Genomic DNA, 13,592 nt, shown 5'->3' on the forward strand with positions numbered 1-13,592 from the left:
CCCGGGGACCGCCCGCCGCCCGGCACGCCGGAGGCGGCCGGGCGGGTCCGCGCCTCAGCCCGTGCCTCAGCCCGTGCCTCAGCCCGTGCCTCAGCCAGCGCCTCAGCCCGCGTCACGGCAGGCCCGGTAGAAGTCGCGCCAGTCCTGGCGCTCCCGGACGACGGTCTCGAGGTACTCCCGCCAGACGACACGGTCGGAGACCGGGTCCTGGACCACCGCGCCGACGATCCCGGCGGCCACGTCGGAGGGGCGGAGCACGCCGTCGCCGAAGTGGGCGGCCAGCGCGATGCCGTTGGTGATCACGGAGATCGCCTCGGCGGTGCTGAGCGTGCCGCTGGGCGACTTGACCTTGGTCCGGCCGTCCTCGGTGACGCCGGTCCGCAGCTCCCGGAAGACCGTGACGACGCGGCGGATCTCCTCCAGGCCGGTCAGGGTCTCCGGCAGCTCCAGGGAGCGGCCGAGCTGCTCCACCCGGCGGGAGACGATGTCGACCTCCTCCTCGGGAGTGGCCGGGACCGGGAGCACCACGGTGTTGAACCGGCGGCGCAGCGCGCTGGACAGGTCGTTGACGCCGCGGTCGCGGTCGTTGGCGGTGGCGATGATGTTGAACCCGCGCGCCGCCTGGACCTCCTCGTTCAGCTCCGGGACCGGCAGGGTCTTCTCCGACAGCACGGTGATCAGCGCGTCCTGCACGTCGGAGGGCATGCGGGTCAGCTCCTCGACGCGGGCGATGCGGCCCTCGGCCATGGCGCGCATCACCGGGCTGGGCACCAGCGCCTCCCGCGACGGCCCCTCGGCCAGCAGCCGCGCGTAGTTCCAGCCGTAGCGGATCGCCTCCTCGGCGGTGCCCGCCGTGCCCTGGACGAGCAGCGTGGAGTCGCCGCTGATCGCGGCGGCCAGGTGCTCCGAGAGCCAGGTCTTGGCGGTGCCGGGCACACCGAGCAGGAGCAGCGCCCGGTCGGTGGCCAGCGTCGCCACGGCCACCTCGACGATGCGGCGGGGCCCGATGTACTTGGGGGTGATCCGGTCGCCGTCGCCCAGGATGTAGGCGGTCACCGCCCAGGGCGAGAGCTTCCAGCCCGGCGGCCGGGTCCGGTCGTCGTCCTTGGCCAGCAGGGCCAGCTCCTCGGCGTACTGGTCCTCGGCGTGTGCGCGCAGCACCGGCTGCACCGGCTGCACCGTGGTCATGAGAGCTCCTTCAGCATGTCGTCACGGAAACGCAGGAGGGCGGCGACCTCCTGGATGGGCGGTTCGAGCGAGAGCCGCTCCGCCAGGCCGTGCAGGGCGGGGTCGGCGCGTTCACCGGCGAGCCTGACCAGCTCGCCGAGGTTCCAGGGCTGGCTGCCGGCCAGCTCGAGGATCTTGCCCAGCACGGCCCGCGTCAGGTCCGGGCCCCAGGGTCCCTGGGCGCCGCCGAGGACCATGATGAGCTGGCCGTCCAGTCCTCTGCTCCGCCGGCCTGCCGGGCCCCCGCCCCGGACGAACGCCGCGGCCACGGCCTCCCGCTCGTCGCGGGGCAGTACGGCCAGCAGGTCGGCGAGCGGGTCCCGGGCGAACAGCTCCCGCGCCCAGACGGGGTCGCGCTGGAGCACGGCCGCCCTGACCCAGCCGGCGGTGACCTCCCGGGTCCAGTCGCCGAGCCGGGCCCCGACCAGCTCGGCGGGCGGCCGGCCGAGCAGCCGGGGCCAGACCTCGAGCGGGGTGCGGGCCACCAGCTGCTGCAGCCACCATCCCCTGTCCCCGGTGCCGTGCGGCGGCCGGGCGCGGATGCCGTCGCGCTCCATCACGGCGTCGCACTCGTCCGGCGGGGTGACCTCGATCCGGCGCCGCGTCACGGTGAAGCAGCGCTCGGCCCGCTCGGCCATGCGCCGGGCCAGCCGGGAGTCCGGCAGGCGGGTGAGCAGGTCGGCGGCCTGGTGCCTGACCTCGCGGCGGCGGTCGTCGAGCGCGGCCTCCAGGAACGGCTCGTCGCCGCCGGACAGGCCGTCGGCGAGGACCTCCAGGAAGGCGGCCCGGTCGTCGGGCGTCTCCTGCTCCCAGGTGGCGGCGAGCAGCTCGCGGGCGGCGGCGGGGTCGGCGGAGCGGAGCGCGGCCAGGTGGGCGCGGCGGTCGCCCGCCGTGCCCAGCTCCCACACCTCGCCCTCCGGCCCGGCCGCCGGGACCCGCGGGGCCCCCGTGGCCTCCTGCTCCAGGAAGCCCCAGGCGGGGTTGAGGGCGGCCAGCCAGCGGCCCCGGCGCCCGGCGAGCACGCCGAGGAAGGGCCGGATCGAGCGGTCGCGGGCGGCGTGGTCGAGAAGCTCGGGCAGCAGGCGGGACGGGACCCGGTGGCCGCGGCCGGCGGCGGCAGCCAGCCACTCGGGGAGCAGCCTGCCCTGCTCGCCGGCGAGGATGCGGGCCAGCCGGTCGGCCGCGGCGCGCGGGACGAGGGGCCGTTCCTCGGCCGGGGCGGGCTCCAGGGGCTCGCCCCGGCGCGGCAGCCGCCCGGCGCGGGCGCGGACGGTCCGCACGGCGGCCTGCTCGAGCAGCTCGGCCGCCGGGTCCGCGGAGCCCGCCGCCCGGCCCGCCGGGCCGGGCAGCGGCCTGCGGTCGGTGCCGACCAGGGCGGTGGAGACCAGCTCCTCCCAGGGGACCGGAGTGCTCACAGGACGACCAGCCCTTCGTCGTTCCAGGCGGCCAGCGGCAGCAGGCCGTTCGGGGTCCACTCGGCGGCGACGGTCCGCGGGTGCCCGCCCGAGACTGCCAGCAGCCGCCAGGGCACGCCGGCCGACGGGTGGAGCGGGAGCGCGCCGTCCGGGCCGCCGAGCAACCACGCGTCTCCGTCGCGCACCGGGACCGTCCGGTCGAGGACGAGCGGCCAGGCCTCCAGCCACGGATCGCCCGCCAGGGCGGCGGCCACCTCGGCCAGGGCCTCCTGGAGGGAGGAGCCGGGCGGGCCGTCCGCGGGGACGCTGCCGTGGCGGGCGGCCACCAGGGCGCGCGGCTGCGCCGAGCCGGGGTAGAACGCCAGGTCGGCGTCGAGCGTGGTGCCGGTGACGAGCGAGGCGTCCAGGGCCTGACCGGCGGGGGCGAAGGAGAGCACGAGCGCGGCCCTGCCGGTCGCCCGGCCGCGCAGCCACACCCGCCGGGTGATGAGCCGGTCCTGCTCCTCGTCGCGCCGGCCGAGCACGTCCCACCGGTCGCGGACCGTCTCCCCGGCGAGCACGTCCTGCTGGGCGACGGGGAAGCCGATGCGTGTGCGCACGGTCTGCCGCAGTTCCGCGCCGAGCGCGCTCCCGCCCGTGTCCCCCGCCGGATCTCCTGCCGTGCCCGCCGCGGTGCCTCCTGCCGTGTCCCCCGCAGTGCTCTCCGCAGTGTCCGCACCGGCGTCCCCGGACGCCGACGTGCGGCGGTGCGCGGTGATCAGGAGGTGGAGCAGGGAGTACTCGCCGAGGAGGCGGGCGGGCCAGTCGTCGGCCCCGAGCACGGCGCCGAGGCGGGAGACGGTCCCGGCGACGCCGGGGGCCTGCGCGTCGACCAGGCGCTTGACCAGACCGTCCCACTGGTCGTGGCGGCGCGCTCCGGCCAGTCCCTGACGGATCTGGTCGGTCAGCCAGCGCTCCAGCTCCTCCAGTCCGGCCGTCACCCGCTGCTCGCGCTGCCCGGCCCGCTTCGGGTCGGCTGCCGCGCCGCTCCGCTCCGCGCGGGGGGAGGCGGCGGGCTTCGCGGCGCGGGCGCGGCGCTGCTCGAGCCACTCGGCGACCCAGTCGGCGGGCTCGCCGGCCTCGGGCACGCCCCCGGCCGACCAGAGCAGCAGCAGGCCGAGGGCGTGCTTGCAGGGGAACTTCCGGCTGGGGCAGGTGCACCGGTAGGCGGGCTCGGTCAGGTCGACGCAGGCCCGGTACGGCTTGGAGCCGCTGCCCTTGCACTCGCCCCAGACCGCGTCCGCGGTGACGCCGCTGCCCGACCACTTGCCGGGGGAGGAGACCCCCTGGGCCGCTTTCTGGGACGAGGCGTCGGGCGCGAGCGCGAGCACCTGGTCCCGGTTCCACCGTTCGATCACGCGCCGAACGCTATCCACCCCGTCCGACAAAACCACAATCATGGTGATGACCTGGTATTTCCCTTAATATCCGGGCAGTGGGCGGCACCTCCCGGCCGCCGGGCCGCACGACCTCACCGGCCCGCTCCCGCCCGCGGACCCGGCGGCGCCGTACGGCCCGGCGGGGCCGGGCATGTGACGCGCCGCCGGCCGGCGGGGAGAATGCGGGCACACACCCTGAGAAGGAGGTCAACGGTGACCCTCGACGTGTTCTCCGTCATCGGCGGCAAGGAAGCCACGGACGGCGCGGTCTACGACTCGATCAACCCCTCCCGTCTCGACGAGGTCGTCGCCCGGGTACGGCTGGCCGACGCCGGCACGTTCGCCGCGGCCTGCCGCGCCGCCGCCGTCGCGCAGCGGGAGTGGGAGCGGGTGCCCGCCCCGGTGCGCGGCCGGGTGATCGCCTCGATCGGCCGGCTGGTGGAGGCCAACGCCGAGGCGCTGGCCCGCCTGGTCACCCGGGAGATCGGCAAGCCGTACGCCGAGGCGCTGGGCGAGGTCCGCGAGATCGTCGACACCTGCGACTTCTTCCTCGGCGAGGGACGGCGGCTCTACGGGCAGACCGTCCCCTCCGAGATGCCCGACAAGAACCTGTTCACCTTCCGGGTGCCGGTGGGCGTGGCGGCGGTGATCACCGCGGGGAACTTCCCGGTCGCGGTGCCGTCGTGGTACCTGGTCCCGGCGCTGCTCTGCGGCAACGCCGTGGTCTGGAAGCCCGCCGAGTACGCCGCGGCCTCCGCGCAGGCGCTCTACCGGCTCTTCGCCGCGGCGGGGCTCCCGGACGGCGTGCTCGGCCTCGTCCTGGCCGACGGCGCGCAGACCTACGCGGGCCTGGAGACGGCCCTGACCGAGGGCACGGTGCACAAGGTCGGCTTCACCGGCTCCAGCGAGGTCGGCAGGAGGATCGGCGAGCTGTGCGGGCGGCACCTGCAGTCGCCCTGCCTGGAGCTGGGCGGCAAGAACCCGATGGTGGTCATGCCGGACGCCGACCTGGACCTGGCGGTGGAGGGCGCGCTGTTCGCCGGGTTCGGCACGGCCGGGCAGCGCTGCACCTCGCTGGGGACGGTGATCGTGCACGAGAGCGTGCACGAGGACTTCCTCGCCCGCTACACGCGCGCCGTGGCCACGGCGCCGATCGGCGACCCGGGCGGGGACGTGCTCTGCGGGCCGCTGCTGGACCACAAGTTCGCCGAGCGCTACGAGGAGTACCTCGGCTGGATCGAGCCGCACCACACGGTCGTCTCCGGCCCGACCGGCCGGATCACGCCGGACAACCCCCGGGGGGACTTCACCGGGGAGGGCGGGCTCTACTACCACCCGGTGGTCGTGGACGGCGTGCGCGCCGGCGACCGGCTCTTCCTGGAGGAGACGTTCGGCCCGATCGTGGGCGTGACGGCCTTCGGCACCCTGGAGGAGGCGATCGGGCTGGCCAACCGGCCCGGCTACGGGCTCTCGTCGTCGATCTACACCACCGACCCGAAGGCGGCCTTCCGGTTCCGCGCGGGCATCGGCGCGGGCATGGTCAGCGTCAACAACTCCACCTCCGGCGCCGAGGCGCACCTGCCCTTCGGCGGGAACGGCAGGTCCGGCAACGGCAGCCGCCAGTCGGGCATGTGGGTGCTCGACCAGTTCACCCGCTGGCAGGCGATGAACTGGGACTACTCCGGCCGCCTGCAGAAGGCCCAGATGGACGTCGCCGAGATCGTGCCCGACCTGGGCTTCCGCCTGTAGGTCCCGGTTCCGCCCTCCGGCGCGGCCCCGGCCCGCACGGTAGATCTTTGCCGTTCCGCGGGGTTCCCCACATCATGATCGCGGCATGCCAACACGGGGGGTGACCCCCGACCGCGGGGACCGTGTGCTGCGGCACGGTCCCCGCGGATCCACGGGGCCCGGTCCCGCGGGGCCCCGGTACGAGGGCTCAGTAGAGGCCGCTGCTCAGCAGGGCCGGCGCGGTGGACCTGTGCGGGACGGGCGAGTACAGCCTCTCCACGGGCGGGCGGTCCGCCTCCTCGCCGGCCGGCGCGGCCCGGAGCGCGGCCCGGCCCAGCCACGCCTCCCCCTGCGGGAAGGCGCTCAGCCGGGAGGATCCGCACCGGGCGCACTCCACCCCCGACCACGGGGGCTGGACCGGCTCTCCCCCCTGCTCCCAGACGACGGCCTCATGGCCGTGCCCGTCGGTCAGCCGGCGGACGTCGTACGCCTCCTGCCAGACGCCCTCGCAGCACCGGCACTCCAGTGACCACGTCTCGCGCGAACGGCACTCCTCCTGCACGGAAACCACCCCCGTGGGTTGTTGCGACGACCCACTCCCAGTCTTGCCCTGTTTTTCCCATAACAGCAAGTAGATGGGGATATGAGTTCATCGTCTCTCATATATCGAGACAATTTCTCTCATTTTGTGAGATGGCTGCTACGGTGATCTCCACCCGACCGAAGGAGTGGTTTCCATGGCCGCCGAGGACGCCGTCTACACCCACGGGCATCACGAGTCCGTCCTGCGCTCCCACCGCTGGCGCACCGCGGCGAACTCCGCGGCGCACCTGCTGCCGCACCTGCGGCCCGGCATGTCGCTGCTGGACGTCGGGTGCGGTCCCGGCACCATCACCGCGGACCTGGCCGAACTGGTCGCACCGGGCGCCGTCACCGCGTCCGAGGTCACCGCCGAGGCGCTCGCCCTGGCCCGCGCCGAGGCGGAGCGCCGGGGCACGGCCGGTGTCGCGTTCGCCGTGGCCGACGTGCACGCCCTGGACTTTCCCGACGACACCTTCGACGTCGTCCACGCCCACCAGGTGCTGCAGCACGTCGGCGACCCGGTCCTGGCACTGCGGGAGATGCGGCGGGTCTGCCGGCCGGGCGGGATCGTCGCGGTCCGCGACAGCGACTACGCCGCCTTCACCTGGTTCCCGCTCCTGCCCGAGCTGGACGAGTGGATGGCTCTCTACCAGCGGGTGGCCCGGAGCAACGGGGGCGAGCCGGACGCGGGCCGGCGGCTGCTCTCCTGGGCGCGTGCGGCCGGCTTCACCGACATCACCGCCACCTCCTCCACCTGGTGCTTCGCGACGCCCGAGGACCGGCAGTGGTGGGGCGGCATGTGGGCCGAGCGCATCCTGAAGTCCGACATGGCCGGTCAGGCCCTCGCCTCGGGCGCCGCGGCCGAGGACGACCTGCGCCGGATCTCGGCGGGCTGGCGGGCCTGGGCCGCCGATCCGGACGGCTGGCTCTCCCTGCTCCACGGCGAGCTGATCTGCCGGGCCTGACCCGCCGCCCGTCCGGCCGCCCCGAGACCCGGCGCGCCGGCCGTACGGCGAACCCGGCCGGGCGGGTCACGGCGAACCCCGCCGGGCTGGTACGGCCCGGCGGAGGCGGCCGGGTCACGGCGCGCGGACACCGGACGGGCGGCCGCGCGCCGTACCGGGTCAGGACGTCCGGGTGATCCTGACGTCGTCGATCCCGGCCTCCACCAGGGAGGCGCCCGAGGCGTCGGCGGCCTCGACCAGGATCCGCACGCTCTGCCCGGCGAAGGCCGAGACGTCCGCCGTCGCCGTCGCCCACGCGCCGTCGCGGTCACCGGCCGCGCCGAGCTGCTGGAAGACCTGGGTCGTGCCGGAAGAGCCGACGACCTTGACCCGCAGGTAGTCGGCGCTGGAGGAGTTCGACCCGTGCGCCAGGTACCACGAGAACGACAGGTTCAGCGTGCCGTCGGCCGGCAGGGTGATCGCCGGTGACCGGATGCTGGTCACACCGCCGTCGATGTCGTAGGACCCGGCCGACGAGCCCGCCAGGCGCCCGGTGACCAGGTCGTTGACGCCGCTGACCGTGGTGCCCAGCTGCTTGGTCCCGCTGGAGGATGTGGCGGCCGGGTCACCGCGCTCCCACTGGCCGGAGGTGGCGGTGTCGGTGCCGGACGGGTCGGCGGTCCAGCCGGTCGCCGTCTCGAAGTCGTCGGAGTGGACCGTGGTCGCCGGCGGGCCGCCCGCCGAGCAGTACTGGTCCTGCTTGCCGGTGATCCGGTAGACGCAGTCGGAGTACTCCAGGAAGCGCAGGACCGCCTCCCTGTTCCGGCCGGTGTACGTGCCGATCTGCTCGTCGGGCGGGTAGAAGCCCGGGGAGGCGCTCCTCGGGGACATCTCGAAGGTGTAGCTGAAGATCTTGTGGACGCCCCACATCCAGTCGTCGACCGAGCCGTCGGTGACGTAGAGGTCGCTCGCCTGCTGCGGGGTGTAGCCGTTGGTGGAGGCCATGTTCCGGCCCAGCGCCTCGAAGGCGTCGTGGTCGTCCTGGGTGAGTCCGGGCGCGGTGTCGTCGTAGGTGTAGCCGTACGGCCACAGCACCAGCTCGCCGTAGGTGTGCCAGTCGATGTGCGACTTGATCTGCTGCTCGCCGCCGACGACGCGGCTGTTCACCCAGTCGGCGACCGCCCTGACCTCGGGGGCCGAGGCGGCCGAGGGGCCGCGGTAGGTCTCGCTGGAGGTCGAGCCGGACGAGCCGCCGCAGCAGCCCCACCGGTAGGCCCAGTTCCGGTTCAAGTCGGTGCCGACGTAGGACGAGCCGGAGTTGGGCTGCCGGTTCTTCCGCCAGGAGCGGTAGGAGCCGGTCGCGACGTCGTATTCGCCGCCGTCGGGGTTGAGGTCCGGCATGATCCAGATCTCGCGGCCGTTCACCAGGCCGGTGATCCGGCTGTCGCTCCCGTGACCGTCGGTGAGCATGTTCATGATGTACAGCGCCATCTCGACGGTCAGGTGCTCCCGGGCGTGCTGGTGGTGGGTGAACAGCACCTCGGGCTCGTCCTCGTCGGCGGCGACGTTGTCACTGATCTTCACGGCGATCAGGTCGCGCCCCTCGTACGAGGTGCCGTAGCTGATCTTCCTGGCGATGGCCGGGTGGTCCGCGACGATCCGGTCCACCGCGGCGACCATCTCGGCGTAGTTGTGGTAGGCGGAGTCGGCCGGCGGGAAGTCCCCCAGCGACTGCGGCGGTGACGAGGGCTCCTCGAGCTCGGTGACCTTGTGGCCGAGCTTCTCGATCGCGGCGATCTCGGCCTCCGTGGCGGTGACCACGACCGAGGTCCGGTCCACCTGGTCGATCGCGGCTCCGGTGGCCGCGACCGCGCTGCGCTGCCGGGCGTCAGCGGGTCCCTCGACCTTGTACCGCCCCGAGGGCGGCGGCTCCGCCGAGGCTCCCACCCCGGTCGCGCCGGTGCACAGCAGCACCAGGGCGGCGATTGCGACGAACAGACGGCGTCTCACCCGTGTCCTCCTCAGACGCGCCGTCGGGGGGTTGGTGGCGCGTCTGCACAGAGGGTGAGGCAACCGGGTCGATCGGCAAAGAGCCCAAATAGCCCATCACCGAGGAGGTATGGCCCGCCAGGGCCCTCAGCCGCGGACCGGACCTCGGGCTGGGACTCCCCGCCCGCTCAGGCGCGGGCGGCCGGGCCGCTCGGGCCCGGTCTCCCGGCCCCTCAGACGCGGGCGGCCGGGAGGGGGACCTCGAACCAGAGCGTCCGGGAGCCCGGAGGGCCGTCCTCCCGCACACCCCAGCGGCCGGCGAGCAGGTCCACCAGGAACATGCCGCGGCCGTTCTCGGCGTCGGGCTCGTGGCGCACGTGCGGCCCCGAGCGCCCCGACCCCGCGTCGGTCACCTCCACCCGCACGGCGCCGTCACCCACCGCCACGGTCATCTCCACCCGGCCGCCGCCGCCGGACCCGGAGTGCACCACGGAGTTGGTGACGACCTCGCTGACCAGAAGGGTCACGTCGTCACAGGCGGGGTGGGCCTCACCCAGCAGCTCCCGGACGTGGCACCGGGCGGCCGCCACGGACTCCGGCACTCCGGGGAAGGTGACCGTCGAGCGGGGTGGGACGGTCTGCTGCCCGGTCGTCATGATCGCCTCGTTCCCCCGTGAATGCATTCCCATGCGGATGGCGCTCCGAGATGGCACACTCACTCACGGTGAACCTTTCTACCAAGGACTGCAATAGCTCATATTGAAATTCCACAGTTTCCTTTGCCTGACGATCGGAGGTACCGGTGTGACGTCCCGGCGCAGTCCCACCGCCCGGCATCGCCGTCTGATGGCCGAGCTGAACCGTCTGAGGGAGAGCAGCGGGCTGTCACGGGTGGAGGTCGCGGACCGGATCGGCTCCACCGACACCACCATCTGGAGGTACGAGACGGGTCTGAGCCGTCCCAAGCCCTCCGACGTGGCGGCCCTCACCGAGGTGTACGGCGTGACCGGGCGGGAGCGCGACTCCCTGGTCGAGATGGCCAGGGAGGCCCGGAAACGGGGGTGGTGGCACCGCCACCGCCAGGCTCTCAAACCCGGGTTCGACTCCTACATCGGCCTGGAGGCCGAGGCCTCCGTCGTGCGGTGCTACGAGCCGCTCGTCGTGCCCGGCCTGATGCAGACCGAGCCGTACGCCCGTGCCGTCATCGAGGCGACCTCCGTCACCCACACCCCCTCCGAAGTGGATGAGAAGGTCGCCGTGCGCATCTCGCGTCAGAAGCGGTTGCTGCACCGCTCCGGTGACGACGATCCGATCCACCTCGTCGCGGTGCTCGACGAGGCGGTCCTCCGGCGGCAGGTGGGCGGCCGTGAGGTGATGCGCGAGCAGCTGGAGTACCTCGTCGACCTGGCCTCGCTGCCCAACGTGGAGATCCGGGTGATCCCGTTCTCCGCGGGCGCGCACGCCGCGGTCGACGGCAAGTTCTGCCTGCTCAGCTTCCCCGAGCCCGCCGATCCGGACCTGGTCTACCTGGAGCAGGCCGCCAGCGGGCTCGTCCCGGAGGACCCCGAGGAGGTGCGCCGGTACACGCTGATGTTCGGGAGCCTGACGGCACTCGCCTTCGGCACCGAGGCGTCGGCCGCCTTCGTCGCCCAGGTGGCGAAAGAGTTGTGACAACCGATACGAAGAGGAGAAATGCGGGTGTCCATCGTGGATCCGTCCCGCGTCATGTGGCGCAAGAGCAGTCTCAGCACCGGAGGCGACTGCGTGGAGGTGGCCGTCGTGCCCGGTGACCGGACAGTGGCCAGGCACAAGGCAGACGCCGACGAGCTCTACCTCGTGCGCGATTCCAAGGACCCGAACGGCCCGGCTCTGGCGTTCACCCGGAGCGAGTGGGACGCCTTCGTCGGAGGCGTGAAGGCAGGCGAGTTCGGCTGACATGCCCTGTCCCCGGGGGAGCGCTCACCGGCTCCCCCGGGGCCTCGGGCCCGGTCCCCGGCACGCACGGCCGCCGCGACCGGGACCCGCCCCACCGCGCGGTCCCACTCCGCCCCGCACCGGACGGCACAACCGTGCCAGACCCGCCGCACCCGGGCCCATCCCACCCGGCCCCGCCGCCCTCAAGCCTGCCGCACCCTGGCCCGCCGGCCCCCAGGGCGGGGGTGAGCACCCTCTACGGCGCGGCGGCCCGTGCCCCCTCCGGGGCGTCCCCCCGATCCTCGCGCCAGAGCCCGCCTGCGCCCCACGGCCCGGCACGGGGCTCGCGCCCGTTCCTCGCGCCCGTTCTCCAAGCGGCCCTCCCGCTCCTCCGGACGGCCGTCCCGATCCCGGCCGTGCGCCGCCGGCGGGCCGGTCCCGGGCCGGTTCCGCTCCCCGCGGACGGATGAACGCGCCGGAGCCGCGCGAGCACCCGCCACACGGACATCCCGCCGGCGAGTTCACGGAATGGACAGGCAACGTCGACGCAACCCCGATCATGCGATCTTTGCCGTGACCGGACGTCCACCGGCCTGTACGGCACGGCGGCTGGGATCGGAGCCCGCACCGTGAGACGATCTTGTTTGCAGAGTGCTCGTCACCGTCATGACTACTCGCGGGAAGGCCCTACCGCTCGTGCCTCGACCGGCCAAGGATGGAGACAGGCGGTCCCGGCCGTCGTGTCCGCCCTTGACCCGTCGACCCGGAGCCGCCATGAACGAGCACGCTGACGAGACCATATCCGACCGCCGGAGCCGCGGACTGGAGATCATGAAGCAGGTCAACGGTGAAGGGGACGCCGGGGGGCCCGGCGACTTCTTCGGCATGACGGTCGAGCACCTGTTCGCCGACATCTGGTCCCGCGACGGGCTGAGCCTGCGCGACCGGCGGCTGCTCCTGCTCGGCCTGCTCGTCGGACAGGGCCTGGGCGACGAGATCGAGCTCCAGCTCGACGCGGCGCTGCGGACCGGAGAGCTGACCCCTGACGAGCTCCGCGAGATCGTCATCTTCCTGACCCACTACGCCGGCTGGCCGCGCGGAGCCCGCCTCAACACGCAGGTCGAAGAACTGATCACCCGGTTCATGAAGGACTAGCCCCGCCCGGATCCGGGCGGGGCCGCCCGCCGCGGACACGGCCGGGTGTGGCCGCGGGCCTGGCGCGGTGTCACGTGCCGCGCCCGCGGAGCCGGTCCAGCAGGCCGGCCGCCTCACGGCGGCCGGTCCGGATCCGCGTCACCAGCTCGTGCCGCGCGGCGTCGGCCACCGACCAGGGCAACGCGACGAGGCGCGGTGGATCCAGTGCGGAGGCGAACGCGGAGGTGAGCGCCGAGGCGAGCACTGTGGCCCCCACCGCCGCGGCCCGGCCCGCGGTCTGCAGGAACAGCGGCGTCCCGATCTCGTCGGCGAGACGCTCCTCGCCGATCCTCGCCCGGGCGAAGGCGGCGAAGAGGTACTCCACCGACGGCCGCTCCGGACGCTCCCGCCAGATGCCCAGGAAGCGCGGTCCGGCTCCGTCGCGCCGGGCTCCCGCCTCCAGGTCCCGGCGTACGGCCTCGGCCAGGCCGTCCAGTTCCTCGTGGAGGATCTCCGCGTGCAGCCGGCGCGCGACCGCCAGGACCGTGGCCGTCAGTTCCCGGGGGGCCTCGGTCTCCTCTACCCCCCCGGCGGCGAGGAACGCCAGCTCCCGGGCGATCCGCTCGCGGTCGCCGTCGAAGCGCTCCCCCAGCTCGGCTGCGAACCGGCCGCCCACCGCGGCGCGGCGCAGCCGCCGGAAGACCTCCTGTGAGGAGAGGCCGAGCTGGAGCAGGCGCGCCGGGTCCAGCACCGCCTGGACCATGCGGGTCGCTCCGTCCAGACGGCCCCAGATCCAGTCGCTGACCCGCCATGACTCCTTGTAGAAGGCGCCGAACCGGCCGAGCTGGACTCCGGCGAGCTTGCCCGGCTCCGCGGAGCCGCCGAAAGGGCTGGGGGTGCGGGCGCTGATCTGCTGCAGGACGACCTCCTGCTCCACCTCCGGCGGCTCGCCTCCGGCGGCGATCCGGCAGACGTCGGCGGCGAGCATCCGGCGGAGCACCTCGGCGGGTGGCCGTTCGGCCTGCCGGGGCACCAGCGCGTGCAGCAGCTCGCGCAGGCGTCCCGCCTCACGGGCGGCGTCCGGGACCGTGGCCCGCGGCGACCCGCCCCGGCGGGCCGCATCACCCGTGCCGGCCGTGGAACCCGCGTCCTCCGCGGGGCCCGTTTCCTCCGGGAAGGCCGCACCGTCCGTGGAACCCGCGTCCTGCGGCACGGTCGCGCCGTCCGGGAGGCCCGCGTCG

General features: G+C 74.1%; 12 protein-coding genes. 5 read left to right on the forward strand and 7 right to left on the reverse strand.

Annotated features, from left to right (window positions below):
- Window positions 1–102 precede the first annotated feature (102 nt).
- From ACFOWE_RS01655 to ACFOWE_RS01665, 3 genes are read right to left on the reverse strand one after another with little or no spacing between them, the layout of a single operon-like run.
- Complete coding sequence (locus ACFOWE_RS01655; protein ID WP_377284937.1) at window positions 103–1,188, reverse strand: ATP-binding protein; 1,086 nt, start codon at window positions 1,186–1,188, stop codon at window positions 103–105.
- Window positions 1,185–2,642: a DUF5691 domain-containing protein gene (locus tag ACFOWE_RS01660; protein ID WP_377284938.1), complete on the reverse strand. Its 1,458-nt coding sequence runs from the start codon at window positions 2,640–2,642 to the stop codon at window positions 1,185–1,187. Before ACFOWE_RS01660 ends, ACFOWE_RS01655 begins: the two co-directional genes overlap by 4 nt.
- Window positions 2,639–4,039, reverse strand: a complete 1,401-nt coding sequence (locus ACFOWE_RS01665; protein ID WP_377284939.1) for an SWIM zinc finger family protein — start codon at window positions 4,037–4,039, stop codon at window positions 2,639–2,641. Before ACFOWE_RS01665 ends, ACFOWE_RS01660 begins: the two co-directional genes overlap by 4 nt.
- A gap of 234 nt (window positions 4,040–4,273) precedes the next feature.
- Between ACFOWE_RS01665 and ACFOWE_RS01670 the strand changes: the two genes are divergently transcribed.
- A complete protein-coding gene (locus ACFOWE_RS01670; protein ID WP_377284940.1) occupies window positions 4,274–5,809 on the forward strand; it encodes an aldehyde dehydrogenase family protein in 1,536 nt (511 codons plus the stop codon).
- Window positions 5,810–5,996: 187 nt separating this feature from the next.
- Here the strand turns inward: ACFOWE_RS01670 and ACFOWE_RS01675 are convergent, their stop codons facing one another.
- Window positions 5,997–6,359 (reverse strand): hypothetical protein, encoded by a 363-nt coding sequence (locus tag ACFOWE_RS01675; protein ID WP_377284941.1) that lies wholly within the window; start codon window positions 6,357–6,359, stop codon window positions 5,997–5,999.
- A gap of 166 nt (window positions 6,360–6,525) precedes the next feature.
- Here ACFOWE_RS01675 and ACFOWE_RS01680 point away from each other — a divergent pair, with 166 nt between their 5' ends.
- Window positions 6,526–7,335, forward strand: a complete 810-nt coding sequence (locus ACFOWE_RS01680) for a class I SAM-dependent methyltransferase (RefSeq protein WP_377284942.1) — start codon at window positions 6,526–6,528, stop codon at window positions 7,333–7,335.
- Between the two features lie 159 nt (window positions 7,336–7,494).
- Here the strand turns inward: ACFOWE_RS01680 and ACFOWE_RS01685 are convergent, their stop codons facing one another.
- The gene (locus ACFOWE_RS01685; RefSeq protein ID WP_377284943.1) at window positions 7,495–9,324 is read right to left on the reverse strand and encodes a M14 family zinc carboxypeptidase; all 1,830 of its coding nucleotides are present in this window, start codon (window positions 9,322–9,324) and stop codon (window positions 7,495–7,497) included.
- A 212-nt stretch (window positions 9,325–9,536) separates the two neighbouring features.
- Entirely contained in the window at window positions 9,537–9,959 is a 423-nt protein-coding gene (locus tag ACFOWE_RS01690; protein WP_377284944.1) for an ATP-binding protein, read from the reverse strand.
- 190 nt (window positions 9,960–10,149) lie between these two features.
- On the opposite strand from ACFOWE_RS01690, the gene ACFOWE_RS01695 reads away from it, so the two are divergent.
- From ACFOWE_RS01695 to ACFOWE_RS01705, 3 genes are all read left to right on the forward strand, one after another.
- Window positions 10,150–10,974, forward strand: coding sequence for a helix-turn-helix domain-containing protein (locus ACFOWE_RS01695; RefSeq protein ID WP_377284945.1), 825 nt, complete (start codon window positions 10,150–10,152; stop codon window positions 10,972–10,974).
- A gap of 27 nt (window positions 10,975–11,001) precedes the next feature.
- Window positions 11,002–11,238 (forward strand): DUF397 domain-containing protein, encoded by a 237-nt coding sequence (locus tag ACFOWE_RS01700; protein ID WP_377284946.1) that lies wholly within the window; start codon window positions 11,002–11,004, stop codon window positions 11,236–11,238.
- Window positions 11,239–11,991: 753 nt separating this feature from the next.
- Window positions 11,992–12,372 carry a carboxymuconolactone decarboxylase family protein gene (locus ACFOWE_RS01705; RefSeq protein ID WP_377284947.1) on the forward strand — a complete coding sequence of 127 codons (381 nt, stop codon included), beginning with the start codon at window positions 11,992–11,994 and terminating at the stop codon, window positions 12,370–12,372.
- Window positions 12,373–12,442: 70 nt separating this feature from the next.
- On the opposite strand, the gene ACFOWE_RS01710 is transcribed toward ACFOWE_RS01705, so the two are convergent.
- A partial coding sequence (locus ACFOWE_RS01710; protein ID WP_377284948.1) for a DUF3376 domain-containing protein occupies window positions 12,443–13,592 on the reverse strand: 1,150 nt, incomplete at its 5' end.

This window comes from Planomonospora corallina, assembly GCF_042650625.1.
GTDB classification, from domain to species: Bacteria; Actinomycetota; Actinomycetes; order Streptosporangiales; family Streptosporangiaceae; genus Planomonospora_B; species Planomonospora_B corallina.

What these genes read in the sequence shown, in the direction of transcription:
- ACFOWE_RS01655 (WP_377284937.1), bottom strand. Translation starts at nt 1,188, where the DNA reads ATGACCACGGTGCAGCCGGTGCAGCCGGTGCTGCGCGCACACGCCGAG.
- ACFOWE_RS01680 (WP_377284942.1), top strand. Translation starts at nt 6,526, where the DNA reads ATGGCCGCCGAGGACGCCGTCTACACCCACGGGCATCACGAGTCCGTC.
- ACFOWE_RS01690 (WP_377284944.1), bottom strand. Translation starts at nt 9,959, where the DNA reads ATGACGACCGGGCAGCAGACCGTCCCACCCCGCTCGACGGTCACCTTC.
- ACFOWE_RS01695 (WP_377284945.1), top strand. Translation starts at nt 10,150, where the DNA reads ATGGCCGAGCTGAACCGTCTGAGGGAGAGCAGCGGGCTGTCACGGGTG.
- ACFOWE_RS01705 (WP_377284947.1), top strand. Translation starts at nt 11,992, where the DNA reads ATGAACGAGCACGCTGACGAGACCATATCCGACCGCCGGAGCCGCGGA.